General features: G+C 40.1%; 17 protein-coding genes. 9 read left to right on the top strand and 8 right to left on the bottom strand.

Annotated features, from left to right (window positions below):
- The first annotated feature begins 114 nt into the window (after window positions 1–114).
- The 3 genes from RMY32_RS21785 to RMY32_RS21775 all read left to right on the top strand — a co-directional run bounded on the left by RMY32_RS21785 (window position 115) and on the right by RMY32_RS21775 (window position 2,741).
- Entirely contained in the window at window positions 115–975 is an 861-nt protein-coding gene (locus tag RMY32_RS21785) for a DNA-formamidopyrimidine glycosylase (protein ID WP_322711497.1), read from the top strand.
- An 86-nt stretch (window positions 976–1,061) separates the two neighbouring features.
- The gene (locus RMY32_RS21780) at window positions 1,062–1,277 is read left to right on the top strand and encodes an NAD(P)H-quinone oxidoreductase subunit O (protein WP_322663474.1); all 216 of its coding nucleotides are present in this window, start codon (window positions 1,062–1,064) and stop codon (window positions 1,275–1,277) included.
- A 246-nt stretch (window positions 1,278–1,523) separates the two neighbouring features.
- On the top strand, window positions 1,524–2,741 hold the full coding sequence (locus tag RMY32_RS21775) for an acetate kinase (protein ID WP_322711495.1): 1,218 nt from the start codon (window positions 1,524–1,526) through the stop codon (window positions 2,739–2,741).
- Window positions 2,742–3,271: 530 nt separating this feature from the next.
- Here the strand turns inward: RMY32_RS21775 and RMY32_RS21770 are convergent.
- The 4 genes from RMY32_RS21770 to RMY32_RS21755 all read right to left on the bottom strand — a co-directional run bounded on the left by RMY32_RS21770 (window position 3,272) and on the right by RMY32_RS21755 (window position 6,117).
- Complete coding sequence (locus RMY32_RS21770; protein ID WP_322711494.1) at window positions 3,272–3,622, bottom strand: hypothetical protein; 351 nt, start codon at window positions 3,620–3,622, stop codon at window positions 3,272–3,274.
- 77 nt (window positions 3,623–3,699) lie between these two features.
- On the bottom strand, window positions 3,700–4,674 hold the full coding sequence (locus RMY32_RS21765; RefSeq protein ID WP_322711493.1) for a hypothetical protein: 975 nt from the start codon (window positions 4,672–4,674) through the stop codon (window positions 3,700–3,702).
- Window positions 4,671–5,501, bottom strand: a complete 831-nt coding sequence (locus RMY32_RS21760; protein ID WP_322711492.1) for a hypothetical protein — start codon at window positions 5,499–5,501, stop codon at window positions 4,671–4,673. The genes RMY32_RS21765 and RMY32_RS21760 overlap by 4 nt, the downstream gene beginning before the upstream one ends.
- A gap of 106 nt (window positions 5,502–5,607) precedes the next feature.
- Window positions 5,608–6,117 (bottom strand): hypothetical protein, encoded by a 510-nt coding sequence (locus tag RMY32_RS21755; RefSeq protein ID WP_322711491.1) that lies wholly within the window; start codon window positions 6,115–6,117, stop codon window positions 5,608–5,610.
- 527 nt (window positions 6,118–6,644) lie between these two features.
- Here RMY32_RS21755 and RMY32_RS21750 point away from each other — a divergent pair.
- The 5 genes from RMY32_RS21750 (at window position 6,645) to RMY32_RS21730 (ending at window position 11,753) form a co-directional block, all read left to right on the top strand.
- On the top strand, window positions 6,645–7,430 hold the full coding sequence (locus tag RMY32_RS21750; RefSeq protein WP_322711490.1) for a hypothetical protein: 786 nt from the start codon (window positions 6,645–6,647) through the stop codon (window positions 7,428–7,430).
- Between the two features lie 80 nt (window positions 7,431–7,510).
- On the top strand, window positions 7,511–7,930 hold the full coding sequence (locus tag RMY32_RS21745; protein WP_322711489.1) for a GNAT family N-acetyltransferase: 420 nt from the start codon (window positions 7,511–7,513) through the stop codon (window positions 7,928–7,930).
- Window positions 7,931–7,956: 26 nt separating this feature from the next.
- Window positions 7,957–8,739: an aminotransferase class IV gene (locus RMY32_RS21740; RefSeq protein WP_322711573.1), complete on the top strand. Its 783-nt coding sequence runs from the start codon at window positions 7,957–7,959 to the stop codon at window positions 8,737–8,739.
- 113 nt (window positions 8,740–8,852) lie between these two features.
- Window positions 8,853–10,694 (top strand): ATP-dependent zinc metalloprotease FtsH3, encoded by a 1,842-nt coding sequence (gene ftsH3 / locus RMY32_RS21735; RefSeq protein WP_322700383.1) that lies wholly within the window; start codon window positions 8,853–8,855, stop codon window positions 10,692–10,694.
- Window positions 10,695–11,096: 402 nt separating this feature from the next.
- Window positions 11,097–11,753: a Uma2 family endonuclease gene (locus RMY32_RS21730; protein ID WP_322711488.1), complete on the top strand. Its 657-nt coding sequence runs from the start codon at window positions 11,097–11,099 to the stop codon at window positions 11,751–11,753.
- A 169-nt stretch (window positions 11,754–11,922) separates the two neighbouring features.
- Here the strand turns inward: RMY32_RS21730 and RMY32_RS21725 are convergent, their stop codons facing one another.
- Window positions 11,923–12,141, bottom strand: a complete 219-nt coding sequence (locus RMY32_RS21725) for a hypothetical protein (protein ID WP_094350008.1) — start codon at window positions 12,139–12,141, stop codon at window positions 11,923–11,925.
- A 488-nt stretch (window positions 12,142–12,629) separates the two neighbouring features.
- A complete protein-coding gene (locus RMY32_RS21720) occupies window positions 12,630–13,406 on the bottom strand; it encodes an ABC transporter permease (protein ID WP_322711487.1) in 777 nt (258 codons plus the stop codon).
- A 320-nt stretch (window positions 13,407–13,726) separates the two neighbouring features.
- Here RMY32_RS21720 and RMY32_RS21715 point away from each other — a divergent pair, with 320 nt between their 5' ends.
- Window positions 13,727–14,875, top strand: coding sequence for a DegT/DnrJ/EryC1/StrS family aminotransferase (locus RMY32_RS21715; RefSeq protein ID WP_322711486.1), 1,149 nt, complete (start codon window positions 13,727–13,729; stop codon window positions 14,873–14,875).
- Between the two features lie 156 nt (window positions 14,876–15,031).
- Here the strand turns inward: RMY32_RS21715 and RMY32_RS21710 are convergent, their stop codons facing one another.
- Window positions 15,032–15,775, bottom strand: coding sequence for a DUF561 domain-containing protein (locus RMY32_RS21710; protein WP_322711485.1), 744 nt, complete (start codon window positions 15,773–15,775; stop codon window positions 15,032–15,034).
- A 176-nt stretch (window positions 15,776–15,951) separates the two neighbouring features.
- Window positions 15,952–16,494, bottom strand: coding sequence for a Uma2 family endonuclease (locus RMY32_RS21705; protein WP_322711484.1), 543 nt, complete (start codon window positions 16,492–16,494; stop codon window positions 15,952–15,954).
- Between the last annotated feature and the right edge of the window lie 256 nt (window positions 16,495–16,750).

Raw genomic sequence — 16,750 nt, 5'->3', positions numbered from 1 at the left:
TACGGTTTCTTTTGGGTAGTAATACGAGCCATCTACGGCTATGTAAGTTACTACCCCATCTCTTCTTCCTCGAACCCTCAAATAAATCACAATTGCTTGCTTAACTCAGCTTGAATGCCCGAACTGCCTGAAGTTGAAACAGTCCGAAGAGGTCTAAATCAATTGACCCTCAACCAAGAAATCACGGGTGGAGATGTGTTGCTCGATCGCACCATCGCCTACCCGTTTTCTGTTGGTGAGTTTGTTAATGGAATTAAAAATAATGCGATTGCTACTTGGCATCGTCGCGGTAAATATCTCCTTGCCGAACTCTCCTCGTCTTCTGGCTGGCTAGGAGTTCATCTGCGAATGACTGGTCAACTATTATGGCTGGATAGAGATGAACCATTACACAAGCACACACGGGTTAGATTATTCTTTAGGGATCGGCAAGAATTACGCTTTGTTGACCAGCGAACCTTCGGTAAAATATGGTGGGTTCCGCCTGGTGTTGCTGTAGAAAGTATTATCACTGGTTTGGCAAAACTGGCAGCAGATCCATTTTCATCAGAATTTACTGTTGAATATCTAGCAAACAAACTCCAAAACCGCCGCCGTCCGATTAAGACTGCGCTACTAGATCAATCCGTAGTGGCGGGATTAGGTAACATCTATGCTGATGAAGCATTATTTAAGAGTGGAATTTTACCTGAAACCTTGTGTATAGATTTGCAGCCAAAGCAAATTGAACGTTTGCGAACAGCGATAATTCAGGTGTTAGAAACCAGCATTGAGGCTGGTGGTACGACATTTAGTAACTTCTTAAATGTTAAAGGTACTAACGGCAATTATGGTGGTGTAGCCTGGGTTTATAACCGCGCTGGAGAACCCTGTCGAGTTTGTGGTACATCAATTCAACGGATCAGGTTAGCTGGGCGATCTAGTCATTTTTGCTCCCAGTGTCAAACGTTACGGGGAGTCATGAGACGCGATTAATCGGGTCTTTACAAGAGTTAGGAGTTCTAACTCGAAACTCTTTTAAAATGCAGGTGAAAGACGTTACAAATTTGAGAGAGGAACTAATGGCAGTCAAAAAAGGAGATATGGTTCGCGCTGTGCGCGAGAAACTAGAAAACAGTCTGGAGGCTAAAGCCAGTGATGCTCGCTTTCCTTCATATTTGTTTGAAAGCAAGGGCGAAATTGTCGATATTAAAGGTGATTACGCCCTGATTAAGTTTGGGAAAGTGCCAACACCTAATATTTGGTTACGTGTGGATCAACTCGAAGAGTTTAAATAAGTAAAAAGAATTCAGGAGTCAGAAGTCAGAATTCGGCATTTTTTCTGACTCCTAAATTTTTGCTGAGAAAAATCGCTTAATAGAAAGAATTCATGAAAGGCAATACCGTGCAATGCCAATGCATCGGCTTGTATTGTTAATGCCATGGTCGCCTTGTTAATGCTACGCTTTTACGCAAAACTGTACTAAGCATGAAGCTAGAATTAGTGACACGATCAAAAGAGATCGTCTTTTTGTGTTGTCATTATGAAAATATTGGTGCTAAATGCCGGATCGAGCAGCCAAAAGAGTTGTTTGTACGAAATTGCAGGTGAAACTCTGCCCACCCAAGCACCCCAACCCCTTTGGGAAGGAAAAATCAACTGGACTCAAGATCGGGGTGTGGCAGAAATTGAGGTGAAAACTGCTACGGGTGGAACGCTACAAAAATCAATCTCTGGTGATTCCCCACAGGCGCACCTCACCTATATGCTCAATACACTTGATCGTGATGCCACCAAGGTAATCGATCGCTTGTCAGAAATCGATGTGGTGGGGCATCGGATCGTACACGGTGGAGAAGATTATCGAGATAGTGTAGTAATTACGGAGGATGTCAAAAAAGCGATCGCCGATCTGTCTAATCTTGCTCCCGAACATAATCCAGCCGCTGTGCAAGGCATAGAAGCAATTGAAAACATCCTAAAAAATGTCACTCAAGTAGCAGTCTTTGATACCGGATTTCACGCCACTTTACCCGATGCAGCAGCAATTTATCCAGGCCCCTATCAGTGGGTAGAGCAAGGTATTCGCCGCTATGGGTTTCATGGTATCAGTCACCAATACTGTTCTCAACGTGCTGTCCAAATTTTCGGTCGAGATGTTGCATCTGAGCGGTTAATTATTTGCCATCTGGGAAATGGATGCTCTTTAGCAGCGATAAAAAACGGTCGCAGTATTGATACCACTATGGGATTCACACCCTTAGACGGATTAATGATGGGTAGTCGTTCTGGTTCAGTCGATCCAGGAATTCTGATTTACCTATTGCGCTACTGCAATTACTCTGTAGAAAAGTTGGATGAGTTATTAAATAAAGCTTCTGGGTTAAAGGGAATTTCCGGTGTATCTAGCGATCTGCGTGAAGTGAGAGAAGCGATGTCTCAAGGTAATTCTCGCGCTCAACTGGCGTGGGATATCTACGTGCATCGCTTGCGTTCTGGTATCGGTGCAATGCTTGCTAGTTTGGGAGGATTAGATGCTTTAGTATTCACAGCAGGTGTAGGCGAACACTCTGCGGAAATTCGCCAAGCCGCCTGTGAAGCCTTTGGATTTATCGGATTGAAAATAGACCTTGAGAAAAATCAACAGCAGCCTGTAGATGAGGATATTGCTACATCCGATTCAGCAGTACGGATATTGGTTATTCATACTCAAGAAGATTGGGCGATCGCCGGGCATTGTTGGCAAATATTGACAAAGTAAAAATCATCAAAAAGCCAACCCCTTTTAGAAGTTGGCTAAATTGCAGTAGATTTAAAGTTAGTGAAGTACAGTATTTAGGTCTTAAAGCTAGACAGAGAGATTATTTTAATTCTTGTAGCGCACCGGGGCGTAGCCAATTCTGAATTCTACTATAACTTTCTTTGAAAGGAAACTCTTAAGAATCTGTAATAGCAAGCCGCGCTACAAAAGTATCTAATTCTTGGTCAATAGCATCTAATTCTCTGTTAAGTAATTGTAACTCCCTAATTGTTGCGTCAACGTCAGATTGTCCTTGTTGTTTTTCTTCTATAATTGAATCAACCTGTTCTCGAAACTTTTGAATTTCTTGACCAAAACTCTCGTCTATCGACTTTTGAATTTCAGTTAGCTTTATTACTACTGCATCGGCTATTTTATGACCTCGTTAGTCTGCTGAATCACGAATTGAAGCTGCAAATCGTTTAGCAGCGTCCTCTTTAATCTTGTTATTTGTAGACTTTGCAGTTAACAATCCCTGAATGAGTCCACCACTAGCCATAGCTCCAAATATCAACCAGGGACATGGCTTGTAAATCTAAATCGATTTTAACTATCTCTGAAGTATCAATATCTTTTGTATTTATCCGAGTTGAGAACTGTTTCAATACTTCATTTTGTAGCCACTCAAAATCTAGAGCCAAAGCTTTTAAAATATCATTTTCTAATTGTCGGCTCAACCTGAAAAGCTCACGTCTTAATCTAAATGGTAAATCTTGCTCCCACCAAGTTTTAGGGTCTTGGGTTCTTTTGAGTTTCAGTAAAAGATTTTCTAATAACTCTGTTTCAGCTTCGAGAACTTTCTGGTGTAACGCCTTGGTACGGTATAAGCGTTTTTGATCCAAATTCAGGCGAATTCTGAGTAAGGATTTTGGATTTTACTCTAGCGATAGTGAAAAAAAGAAAGTTAAAAGGATTTTATTTAATTTAAATTTCTTAATAAAGGACGCATAATCAATCTAACAACTCGCCCCCATGTAAAGCTTAAAATGTACTCTACAAGTTTTGGGGCGATCAGTGAAAAAAGCGGTAAAAATAAGGCAGTAAGGTTACGAAAGCTAGTACTAGCAACAACAACACTAGGGATGAAACAAATCAGCGTCCATATCAAGCTATTTATAAATTTAGAGTTTATGGAAGTACGACTTTGAAATTGATTAACAACTATATAGCGAGTAGTAGCAAATAATATAGTTAACCCTAACCAAGCAAATATTACTAGCATCCAATTTGCTGGATGGAGATTGTAAACTAGAAAACCAGCAGGAAAGAGAGAAGCTATCTCCCAAACTAGCAGATTTAATTGAGTCCGAAGACAGCTTAGTATTTGCTCAATAAGCCAATAATGCACATAAACAATATTTAAACACTGAGGATTTTGGATAAAATCACTTCTAATTTTGTGAATTATGTCGCCATAAAATAAGATATTGCTTTGTAAAATAATATCTTGTTCTTTCCAAAAATATAAAGCTGATGTATTTTCTCTATAATAAGAATTAAAAGTAAGTCCATACTGTAATATTGATTTATTTTGTAATGATTTACTCCAAAATAATTTGATAAAATTTACGATAAAAGTATTGTCAAATATTTTTAAGTTGTTTTTAGTAACTACTAATTTAGTGTATAGTGTAGCGTTCTTATTAAAGCAAATCTTATCGCTAAAACAATTGTAGTACCAAAGATAAGCTAGTAACTTTGGAGGAATGTATAAAGAGCAGCCTATTTCTCGCGCTTTTGCAATTTGTTTTAAAACAGTCTTATTTAGATAAAAAGTATACTGTCCTGGTTCAACCTTAATTTTAAGTTCAATAGAAGTGCCTTGAGGTATTTGTACAAAGAAAGAGAGTTGAACATCAACTTCATTATCTGTGTGTGTTTGTTCGGCGTTCATTGTCGGGATAATTTTGCGATATTTTGTATAATACCAATCAGAAAATCTAGCGTTCCACGCCACTGTTTTTCTCCAGCAACTACCCCTTCATTATGTATTTTTAGAATTAAATCTCTATCTCCTTCAGATAATTGAAATAGCTTTTTATGATAACGACTAATAATATCTCCATCTAATTGCATAACAGTTTGAGCATAAATAATATCAATATCTACGCTGGTAATATTGCCACTATTAAGTGCCGCTTTTAGTTCAGACATTTTCCGCAAAGTACGAATAAATTTATCATTGTTTAAAAGTTCTTCAATCTCTTTCCACCTTTGCTGTAAACTTTTTAGACTATTTTCTTCTCGCTCTGCAACAGGAGTGGGAGCAGGCAATATTGGTCGAGCTAACTTTATGTATACCTCGTCAGTTGGAAGAATATTCGCTTTATGTTCCACTTGATATTTAAGACGCTCTTGATATTGAATTATTCGGGGATCTGGCTCACTACTATCATTGCTTTTTTCCAGGAGAATGTAAAAATATTCTCTTTCAAGTTGCGAAAATAGACTTGTATAACGCTTGCGTAATTCTTGAGCTTGAGTTTTTTCTGGTTCTGGTAAATCGTCTGGATTTGGAATTCCTTTGACATCAAAGTAGTCTTTGTCATTTATTGAATAAATCTCTTCATAGGCTTGCCAAGCATTAAACTTTGCGCCAGTAATTTGCTCCACAACCATTGTATTTATTTCTAAAGCTGTAATATCATCAACTAATTCATGTACAGATGAGACTACTTTCTCAAGCAAATCTTTGGCTTGTTCTTGAATTTTGTTAGGCATAGTCATAATTTCCTTGATTTATTTAAAGCAAATTAACCTACAGGTTTGGATAAATTCCTATTCTGTAGGTATTTTAGATTGACTAACTGTTAATTAACATTAATAATTACTGTGGGCGAGATAGCGATTGTTGTGAAGTTTTACGAGATTTCATAATTTCTATAAAAAATTCATATAACTTTTGCAAACTTTCTATATTTTTTTGCATAATCTCTCGACTTTCTTTGATTTGAGTTAGATGAAATTCGCGAAGTTCTGTATACGAACCGTTACCAACAAATTGACTACCAACTTCATTAGTTATATCACCATCAATTAGATTGATTGTAGTGCGTATTCGATTACCTGTTTGAGCAATTTGCTGCCCTTGTAATTCTTCTAAGTGAGTAGATGATTCTGGAACCCAAGTGGTAATTTCTAGCTCGATAACTTCAACTATTGCTGTTTGAATAGCATCAATAATTTCATCAATATTGAATTCTTCTCCCTTATTATTCAGCTTCTTAACTTTGATTTTAAATTCACTACTTGGTTTGCTGTCTTGACTATTGCTTTCCCAATTTTCTATGGCTTGACCATTAGTTTCTGTGTTTTCATTAAAAGTATTATTCACCATGATGTTTTAGAGGTTACAGACAGATGTAAATATAAACAAGATACAACTATAGGTGATGTCAAAAGTTTTCAGGCTTTTACTAAAAAAAAGTAATTAAAGTCAAAACAACTTAATATTTAAGAAATTTTTACTAAAAAAATTATGATTTCCTAGAGCCAAATTTATCTTAGAAAAAGAATAATATCATTTTAAATTTTGGAAGAACTGCGTTGCAGCGAATCTAGCACTACCGTAGGGTTTCCTCATTGTCCTAAGTAGCGTGATTCTGAAATAATTATTTAATTAGCTTTTGGGCGTTTACTTCAAATCAGTATAAATTCAATATTGCTTTTATACAAAGAATACGTAAATATATTTTAGAGCAAAGATAAATTTAAAGTATTAATAAGCACTACATAATAAAATTAGTTTATTTAAGTCAACTTTTTTATCTTACCAAGCAAAGCTTAGACGCACGAGTAGGCCTGACTTTTCTTATAGCACTATGTATACAATGATATGACTGCGATCGCAAAGCCAAGGAAAATATGTTGTTATCTCGTCAAGATTTTGCTACACCTTTTGTAATTTCTATGTGTATTTTAGGAGTTGGCTTGATTCAATTCCCCCAATTGCAAAAACTAATAAATAGAAAACAATCTACCTCTATAGAAACTCTACAAAAAGAAATAAAATCTGAAAATATCCGTTTGAATTTTCTCAAAAAAACGCCTAGTTTTGGTTATGATAACTTCATCGCGGATTTGGTGTATCTCAACTTTCTTCAATATTTTGGAGATGATGAAATTCGGGATAAAACAGGTTACAGTTTAAGTCCAGAATATTTTGAAGTTATTCTAGAACGTGACCCGCGATTTTTAGCAGCCTATCACAGTCTTTCGATCAGTACTTCATTATATGCTGGTATGCCAGAACGTGCGATCGCAATATCAGAGAAAGGCTTAAAATCAATATCTCCCTCAGTTCCCAAAAAGTCTTATTATATATGGCGTTATAAAGGAGTTGATGAGTTATTATTTTTAGGCAACGCTAAAGCTGCGCGACAGTCTTTTGCAACGGCGGCAAACTGGGCAAGTAAATTTTCAGATCCAGAGAGTCAACTTATAGCTAATACTTCCCAAAGGACTGCGGAATTTCTGAGTCGAAATCCTAACAGTAAATATGCTCAAATTTCTACATGGTCAATGGTTTTAAATAATCATGCTGATGAGAAAACTCAAAAACGCGCAATTAGGGAAATCGAAGCTTTGGGAGGAAAAATAATTACAACTCCTGAAGGGACTAATAAAATTATATTTCCCCCTAAAGATTAAATTATTGCAAGTCTAATCGAGGATTAGATTCACTCAATAAGTTACAAGTTTCTCATGTAGGATTGAGTAGGGGAATACTGATGTCAATACAATTGGCAGAATCTGACTTTCAAATATTAGGGTGTTTTCCTGTTATTTCTCAGTTGCGCCCGCACCTTGAGCAGGATAATTTTGTAGAAAAAGTTCGATATCAAATGAAAGAAGGATATCAACTTGCATTCTTGGAGGTAGAAAAGCAAGCTGTAGTGATCGCTGGATTTCGTATTTCTAATTGTTTAGCATTGGGAAAATTTTTATACATTGATGATTTAGTTGTTGATGAGTTGAAACGCTCGCATAGCTATGGTCAACAATTATTTCAGTGGCTAATTGAATATGCCAGAAATCATGAGTGTAAACACCTGAGTCTAGATTCTGGTGTTCAGCGATTTGCAGCCCACAGGTTTTATCTCATGCAGCGTATGAATATTACAAGTCATCACTTTTCAATGGAGTTGTAGCAACAAGCACTTTGGTTGTGACAAATATTTTTTGGTATGACGGCAAATTAATTCACTCTCAAACCCTAGAATTAAACATTAACGATCCGGGTTTACTTTATGGGGCAACTGTTTTTACAACACTGCGGGTTTATGAGAACTCCCTAGATAGTAATTTAACTAATTGGCAAGCACATTGCGATCGCTTACTCTTCTCACTACAAACTTTTGGCTGGCAGCAACCCGATTGGAACCGTCTGCGTCAAGGCGCTCAAATTCTTCTGTCACACTTTCCCGTTCTCAGAATCACCCTCTTTCCCGATGGACGGGAATGGATAATTGGGAGATTCTTACCACAAAATTTGACGGAAAAACAAAAAACTGGTGTTTCGTGTGCAGTTGCGAGTCCGGAATTTTCTCGCTCTCTCCCCTCTCATAAAACTGGAAATTATTTGAGTGCTTGGTTGGCAAAAACTAGCTCAGATGCTCAAGAAGCAATATTAGTCGATGCTCAAGGAAATTGGCTAGAAACCACTACAGGCAACCTTTGGGGATGGTGCGATCGCACTTGGTACACGCCACCGTTGACAGCCGGAATTTTGCCAGGAATTGGGCGATCGCAACTTGTAAACTGGCTACAAAACCACCAGCAGCCAGTGCGAGAAGAAACTTGGAGCGTCGAGCTAGTCCAGAGATTTGAAGCGATCGCCTACACTAATAGTGTGGTCGAAATTATTCCCATTCATACAGTTCATCTGCCTTCAGGGTCGCTACAATGTAATCCCTACCATCATAGTTTTCAGCTAATAAGGGAGCTTTTTTTAGCATGACAACCACGCCAAATTTGTTATATCTTAAGATAAGTTAACATAATTCTTAATAATCACCTTTTTGAGCAGAGAAGCTAGGCGATTGCGCGAAAAATACCGGAGGATAGACCTTAGTGAATAAAAGATGGAGAAATGCAGGGCTGTACGCGCTGCTGTTTATTGTCGTAATTGCGCTGGGAACAGCATTTTTTGACAAACAACCCCAAAGCAGAGAAACATGGCGATACAGTCGCTTTATTCAAGAAGTTCAGCAAGGCAGAGTAGAAAAAGTCAGTTTGAGTGCAGACCGCTCTACAGCACTGGTTACACCCAAATATGACCCAGCGAAACGGATTGTTACCTTAGTCAACGATCCAGACTTGATTAATACTCTGACTTCTAAAGGCGTTGATATTTCTGTTTTGCCCCAAACCGATGAAGGATTTTGGTTTAAGGCACTGAGCAGCTTATTTTTCCCTGTATTGCTTTTGGTTGGCTTATTCTTCTTGCTACGTCGCGCTCAAAGTGGCCCAGGCAGCCAAGCGATGAACTTTGGCAAATCTAAAGCCAGAGTGCAAATGGAACCACAAACTCAGGTGACATTTGGCGATGTCGCTGGTATTGACCAAGCCAAGTTGGAATTAAACGAAGTCGTAGACTTTTTGAAAAACGCTGATCGCTTTACCGCCGTTGGTGCAAAAATTCCTAAAGGTGTGTTGTTAGTTGGCCCTCCTGGTACAGGTAAAACCCTCCTAGCTCGTGCTGTAGCTGGTGAAGCAGGTGTACCCTTCTTCTCAATCTCCGGTTCAGAATTTGTGGAAATGTTCGTCGGTGTGGGTGCATCCCGCGTCCGCGATTTATTTGAACAAGCTAAGACCAATGCTCCTTGTATCGTCTTCATCGATGAAATTGACGCTGTAGGTCGTCAACGGGGTGCAGGTTTAGGTGGTGGTAACGATGAGCGGGAACAAACCCTCAACCAGTTGCTCACAGAAATGGATGGTTTTGAAGGCAACACTGGCATCATCATTATTGCCGCTACCAACCGTCCTGATGTTCTAGATGCAGCCCTGTTGCGTCCTGGTCGCTTTGACCGTCAAGTTGTGGTTGACCGTCCCGACTATGCCGGACGTAGCGAAATTCTCAAGGTACACGCCCGTGGCAAAACCTTGGCGAAAGATGTGGATTTGGATAAAATCGCCCGTCGTACCCCTGGATTTACTGGCGCAGATTTATCCAATCTGTTGAATGAAGCCGCAATTTTGGCAGCACGCCGGAATTTGACTGAAATTTCAATGGATGAAATCAACGACGCGATCGATCGCGTATTAGCTGGGCCAGAGAAGAAAGACCGAGTAATGAGCGAAAAGCGCAAAACCTTGGTAGCATATCACGAAGCTGGTCACGCTTTAGTTGGTGCTTTGATGCCAGACTATGACCCAGTACAAAAAATTAGCATCATTCCTCGCGGTCGTGCAGGTGGTTTAACTTGGTTTACTCCCAGCGAAGACCGGATGGACACAGGTTTATACAGCCGCGCTTATCTGGAAAATCAGATGGCTGTGGCTTTGGGTGGTCGGCTTGCTGAAGAATTAATCTTTGGTGAAGAAGAAGTTACCACTGGTGCTTCTAATGACTTACAACAAGTAGCACGGGTTGCTCGTCAGATGATTACCCGATTTGGGATGAGCGATCGCTTAGGCCCTGTTGCTCTTGGTCGTCAACAAGGTAACATGTTCCTCGGACGCGATATCATGTCAGAGCGTGATTTTTCTGAAGAAACCGCTGCTGCTATTGATGAAGAAGTTCGCAAACTTGTAGATGTAGCCTATACACGCGCGAAAGAAGTGTTAGTGGGCAATCGCCACATTCTAGATCAGCTAGCGCAAATGCTGGTTGATAAAGAAACAGTAGACGCTGAAGAGTTACAAGAAATTCTGTCGAACAACGATGTGACAACCGCTGCGTTTGCCTAATTTAATCAGTAGTTAGGAGTAGAGACGCGATGAATCGCGTCTTTACAAGAGTTAGGAGTTAAGAACAATCCGTAACTTTAAAAATTTGGGGTAATTCTGGGATTTTTCAGAGTTACCCCAATTCTTTTATTTCTTGGCAAAAGCCCGGCCATGAAGACCGGGCTTTTAATCCGTAATGGGGTTATATTCCCCGGAGGTTCGTTATAAAGTTTCAGTATAAATCGCTAACGCTAATCTGATGATAAAGACTACCACGTGACTATAATCAGTTCCGGAAAATTAGAAAAAATTTTTTAGATACACCAAAATCAAAAGAGCTATAACTTTGACTTCACAAGGGAAAAGATACAATCTAGCTACAATTTAAGAAGTCTGGATTGTGAAAAAATCCCCGAACCCATCATGTTAGAGTACAATCCATTAGCTTGCTTGCCCTCCTCTGAGGAACTGCCCGACTCTGACGATACCCCTGTGGATAATGAACTACAAGACTTAATTCCTAGTTTACTTAAAGCCGTACTGGCAATGGCATGGGCAGATCGAATAGACTGGTTTTTCGGGGCTGATATGGCTGTTTACTATGACCCCAATCTACCAGCGATAGTGCCAGATGGATTTCTAAGCCTGGGAGTTGAGCGATTTTTTGATGAAAACCTCCGTCTAAGTTATGCAATTTGGGAAGAAGAAAAAGTTCCTATATTGGCACTGGAAGTAGTATCTCAGACTTATCGCGGAGAATACACTACCAAAAAAAACGAGTACGCAAAGCTTAAAGTCTTGTACTATGTTGTTTATAATCCTACTCGCCGCCGCAAGCAACACTTAGAGGTCTATAAATTAGTCAATAACGAGTATCAATTGCTGTCAGGAAATCCTGTTTGGCTACCAGAAGTAGGTTTGGGAATTGGCATAGAACGAGGAATATATCATGGTATCACGCGAGAGTGGCTGTACTGGTATAACGAGCAAGAACGACGTTTACTAACGCCAGAAGAACGTGCCCAAATGTTGGCACAGAGGTTACGCGAACTTGGTATCGATCCTGATTCTCTCCCGTAATCACTCGAAATCAGGGTAACTCGGAGATTTTACGAATTACCTTGATTGCGATCGCTGCAAAATAATTTATGCATTCTGTCGCCCACCCCTCATGGCATCAAATAGATAACTTTCTAAATCTCAATCGGAGTAACGTCAAGAGTGACTGGATACTAATTAGTTGGTTAACTTAAACTCTGGATGTCGGTTTCAAAAATAGCCACGCCACAAAGAATGTAGCTGCTGTGAATAGTTGCGTCAAATCCAAAGCAGATAGATAGCCATCTGCAAATGAAGCAATGCTGCGATCGGTAATGCCAAATACCCAAGATGACAGGCCAAATAGCCAAATCCCATTCTTGAGATTTCCGACAAATTCTTTAGAGTCCGATCGTTTTTGATCTTTCATAATCTTCTGTCCGTTGGTGAACAATCCGGTGATTGATGCTCAATACCTGCCATTAGGAATTTTTTCCGATTCCTGACGCTGAATTTAGATTTACTATCTATTAATAATATTAATAAATATTTCACCTCCTTGACATCCCTACCTTTAGGTACATCTGCTAACTATGACATTCTTCTTTTGGTTGTGTTACCTCCGATAGACGGCAAAACGTTGAGTTCTCAGCTTTACAGCGTCAGGTTTGAATGCTTAAATTACATGATTTTTAAATAACCATATAAATATTTATTTATGCTTTGCATAAAATACTTCATAGGATAGATGCGCTTCCAAAATCTCTTGATATTTCAATTGTGTAGAGACTCGTAGGGGCGCACAGCTAGCTATGCGCCCCTACAAGGAAATGAAATATTTATTTTGGAGTAGATTAATTCCTTACTCTTGACTGAGCACTTAGCACTCAGCACTCAGCACTCATCACTCAGCACTCTTCATCTCACCAACTGCGCGGCAGAATTAAAAAATTGACGACACAACCCCTTCGTGACTAAAACTGTTGTCAACAAGTTAGCAAAAGCAACCATAAACATAATCAAAATTTCGTAGGAGACAGCATCTAGAGGTTTGACACCAGCTAATAACTGTCCGGTGGTAATTCCTGGTATTGCGACCATACCTATGAGTATCATTTGATTAAGAGTAGGAATCAATCCGGCTTTGATGGCGTCTTTGCGATACTGGCTAACTGCTTGCTCTGGAGTTGCACCTAAGCTTAAATGGGTTTCTATTTCGAGATGGCTGGAATTAATGGTGCTGACCAGACGATCGCCTGCGATCGCAGCTGCATTAGTAGCATTACCTAAAACTATCCCTGCTAGGGGAATTATATACTGTGGTTCGTACCATCTCTCTGGTTGAACGATTAAGAAGTTGATGTAAAACACTGTCACGGTGGTACTAATTAAAATTGCACCCCACACCAAAGGCAACAGATAAGGAATTTTTGGAGTAATGCGATTTCGTGCGACAATCGCCGTAATTGTCAGCATTATTGCCAATAGCGCCAAAACTGCCCAAGGATTGTCTAAAGCCAAGATGAAATCTAAAATGTATCCCAATACAAGAAGTTGTAAGATGGTTCTTCCAGTAGCAAGGGCTAGGTTCAACTCTAATCCTAATTTTTCCCAGGCAGATAAACCAATGGCGATCGCCATCAATCCCACACCAATAGCTAAATCCACGAAATCCAGCTCGATCAGATCCTGCATGGGTTCTCTATCTCCTGGTATTTTCTGCTCAAAGCAACCCACACAAGAGGAACTTTGACCTGATGTGTTGGATCTTGGTTGATATATATCACTTTCATCAATTCAAAATGGTACGACCTTAACAAGGCAAACACCTAGTATGCCTACTATCTGTAAATTAAATGTGCGGTGGTTTCTTGCACCACAATTTAAGTAAAAACCCTAATAGATGCGTATCTTGGGCGATAGTCTTTTAGTAGCTCCTTTTTGATTAACAATTCAATCAGCAAAAATTGACTGTCGAAGTGCATCCTTTGTATCTTCCGATAAAATGAGAACTCATGATCCAAAGTGTAAATCCCATCCCTGCCTTTGATATCAAGCAGCAATACACCACCATTGAAGCAGAAGTAAGTGCCGCTGTCTTAGAGGTTTTGGCTTCTGGTCGCTATATTGGCGGCCCCTTAGTCGAAGGCTTTGAACAACAGTTTGCCGCTTATAATACTGTTACTGAATGTGTGGCTTGTAATTCTGGTACTGATGCGCTCTACTTAGCGTTACGAGTTTTGGACATTGGTGCAGGCGATGAAGTGATTACAACGCCTTTTACCTTTATTGCAACATCTGAAGTGATTAGCGCCGTCGGTGCAAAGCCTGTTTTTGTTGATATTGACGCGACTACGTTTAATTTAGATGTAGAGCAAGTCGCAGCGGCGATTACACCCCAAACCAAAGCAATTATCCCGGTTCACCTCTTTGGACAACCTGTGGATATGACATCATTAATGGCGATCGCTCAGTCTCACAATTTGTCCATAATTGAAGATTGCGCTCAGTCTACAGGCGCGATTTGGGCCGGTGAAAAAGTCGGAAGTATTGGACATATTGGTTGCTTTAGTTTCTATCCTACCAAAAATCTTGGTGGTTGCGGCGATGGTGGAGCAATAACGACTAACGATCCAGCGATCGCCACTAAACTGCGAATACTACGAGATCATGGTAGTAAAATTCGATATTTACACGAAGAAATCGGTGTAAATAGCCGATTAGATGCTCTCCAAGCAGCCATTTTGCAGATTAAGCTACGTTATTTGGATATTTGGAACGATCGCCGCCGAGATATCGCCAACTATTACTATCAGTTCCTCAGTCAACTTCCGGGGATTGTCCCGCCCCAAGAATTACCTGGGGGTATTGGGGTATGGAATCAATACACTATTCGTATATCTGGCGAAGGGCGCAATGGTTCCAGTGCCAAATACAGAGATTGGGTGCGTAGTCAATTGCAAGAACAGGGCGTGAGTTCAATGATTTACTACCCCTATCCTTTACATTTGCAGCCAGTTTATCAAAGTCTGGGCTATCAAATTGGAGACTTACCAATAGCAGAGCAAGCTTGTCATGAGGTTATATCATTGCCTATGTTCCCAGAACTGACACAACAGCAGCAAGATCAGGTGATTTATGGGCTGAAAGAAGTTAGAAGTTAGGAGTTAGGAGTTAGGAGTTAGAAGTTAGGAGTTTAGAGTTAGAAGTTAGAAGTTAGGAGTTTGGAATAAATAAGTTTCTTCAACTCATAACTCATAACTCATAACTCATAACTCATAATTCATAACTCATTACTCATCACTCCTAACTCATCACTCTTAACTCCTTACTACATTTGCAGTTGCTAAGGCTTCTACTAAGCCACGCACGGCGGCAATCATGGCGACTTCGCTATTGAGTTGGTTGATGGCGGAACCAACACCAACACCAGCAGCACCAGCCGCGATCGCTAATGGTGCGGTAACGTTAGAAATGCCGGAAGCACACAATACTGGCACTGAAACTACACGGGAAATCTCAAAAGCTGCTGCCAAGGTGGGAGCAGCTTTTTCAATTAATCCTAGAGTTCCGGGGTGAACTGGGTTACTGCTAGTACCGCCTTCGGTTTGGATAATGTCTGCTCCAGCTTTCACCAGTTCTTCTGCTAGCTGTACTTGTCGATCTAGTTCCAGGATGTGAGGAACGGTTACAGATAGGGTAATTTCCGGGAGGAGAGCGCGAGTTTGCTTAGTCAGCGCTAGCACTTCTGGAGCCTCAAAACGCCGTCCTTGAGCATAAAAAGAATCGAAATTACCGATTTCAATTAAATCAGCACCAGCTGCCACTGCTTGCACAAATTTATCTGGCTCTACTGCCGACACACAAATAGGTAAATTTGTCAAACTTTTAGCTAGTTGGACTAAAGCGAGATCGGCAGCAATATCGACAAAAGTAGCACCACCTAATTCAGCAGCTTTGACTGTAGCAGCGACGCTAGCGGCGTCGAAGTTATTTAAACCGCTAATCACTTTGAGAACGCGGCGGTTAGTAAATGCACGTTGGAGTGTGGAATGCATCGTCATAGTTTGGCTTTTGAAGCTACGAAAATTAGGTATATTCTACCGTCCCTCAGTTGATGAGAGACTAAATCACTATAGTAGTTGCCAAATATTGATAATTTTATCTTTATTGCCACTAATCAAAATTTTGCCATCTGTACTGAAAGCGATTTAAGTCTGTAGGGTCTTTTATCGCTATCCTAGTCAAACTCTAGAGGCCACAAATCTGCGATTGGTACTTCCCATCCTGGCAGCAGTTCGGGAACTGTTAAAATATCGCCATCACGAAGTATTATTGGCTCTTGTCCAAAGTTGTAAACTTCAACAATCCGCTCATCTGGGTTGAGCAAAATTCCTACCTTAGTTCCTAAACTCAGAAATTCTTGAATTTTGGCTCTCAGATCCTCTAAATTATCGCTAGGGGACTTCACCTCTACAGTCAAATCGGGAGCCAATTGAGCAAAAGACTTGGGACTACGACGCAAGCGTTCGGCTAAAACAAATGAAGCGTCAGGTGCGCGCAAATCGGAATTAGGCAATCTGAAACCAGCGCTAGAAGCTGCTGTTCGTCCCAGTTTGCGCGGTCTAACCCAGTTACGTAACTGGGCTACCATTTCAGCAGCGACCTCATCTGATTCGTATCCTGATGGACTCATAACAATAATATTACCCTTGACTAGTTCCATGCGATAGTCAGGATGCTTTTGCTGCATTTGTTCCAAGTCTTCAAGTGTTAGGGACATAAAACCTCTAGTTACACGTCTCTATATTAATTATGGAGACAACAAACCTCTCCAGGTGCGATCGCTCCATGAATTACCTTGACTTTTTACGGAATGTAGCAAGGGTACATTGATTTTACTAACCCAAGTTGCTAGTTATGCTTGCAGGTGTTCAGGTGGCATTGCATAAGCAATAAAATCCCCTCCAGAGGAAAAATTAGGAGGGGTAATGTTAAACGAAATAATTACAATTTATGCTATCACTGATGACCTATTG

Source organism: Nostoc sp. ChiSLP03a, from assembly GCF_034531215.2.
Taxonomy (GTDB): domain Bacteria; phylum Cyanobacteriota; class Cyanobacteriia; order Cyanobacteriales; family Nostocaceae; genus Nostoc.
The sequence above is the reverse complement of the archived record's forward strand: the minus strand, read 5'-3'. Positions and strand labels throughout refer to the sequence as shown.

Excerpts from the sequence above, each read along its gene's own strand:
- RMY32_RS21785 (WP_322711497.1), top strand. The coding sequence starts at position 115 with ATGCCCGAACTGCCTGAAGTTGAAACAGTCCGAAGAGGTCTAAATCAA.
- RMY32_RS21780 (WP_322663474.1), top strand. The coding sequence starts at position 1,062 with ATGGCAGTCAAAAAAGGAGATATGGTTCGCGCTGTGCGCGAGAAACTA.
- RMY32_RS21775 (WP_322711495.1), top strand. The coding sequence starts at position 1,524 with ATGAAAATATTGGTGCTAAATGCCGGATCGAGCAGCCAAAAGAGTTGT.
- RMY32_RS21765 (WP_322711493.1), bottom strand. The coding sequence starts at position 4,674 with ATGAACGCCGAACAAACACACACAGATAATGAAGTTGATGTTCAACTC.
- RMY32_RS21760 (WP_322711492.1), bottom strand. The coding sequence starts at position 5,501 with ATGCCTAACAAAATTCAAGAACAAGCCAAAGATTTGCTTGAGAAAGTA.
- RMY32_RS21755 (WP_322711491.1), bottom strand. The coding sequence starts at position 6,117 with ATGGTGAATAATACTTTTAATGAAAACACAGAAACTAATGGTCAAGCC.
- RMY32_RS21750 (WP_322711490.1), top strand. The coding sequence starts at position 6,645 with ATGTTGTTATCTCGTCAAGATTTTGCTACACCTTTTGTAATTTCTATG.
- RMY32_RS21745 (WP_322711489.1), top strand. The coding sequence starts at position 7,511 with ATGTCAATACAATTGGCAGAATCTGACTTTCAAATATTAGGGTGTTTT.
- RMY32_RS21730 (WP_322711488.1), top strand. The coding sequence starts at position 11,097 with ATGTTAGAGTACAATCCATTAGCTTGCTTGCCCTCCTCTGAGGAACTG.
- RMY32_RS21725 (WP_094350008.1), bottom strand. The coding sequence starts at position 12,141 with ATGAAAGATCAAAAACGATCGGACTCTAAAGAATTTGTCGGAAATCTC.
- RMY32_RS21720 (WP_322711487.1), bottom strand. The coding sequence starts at position 13,406 with ATGCAGGATCTGATCGAGCTGGATTTCGTGGATTTAGCTATTGGTGTG.
- RMY32_RS21715 (WP_322711486.1), top strand. The coding sequence starts at position 13,727 with ATGATCCAAAGTGTAAATCCCATCCCTGCCTTTGATATCAAGCAGCAA.
- RMY32_RS21710 (WP_322711485.1), bottom strand. The coding sequence starts at position 15,775 with ATGACGATGCATTCCACACTCCAACGTGCATTTACTAACCGCCGCGTT.
- RMY32_RS21705 (WP_322711484.1), bottom strand. The coding sequence starts at position 16,494 with ATGTCCCTAACACTTGAAGACTTGGAACAAATGCAGCAAAAGCATCCT.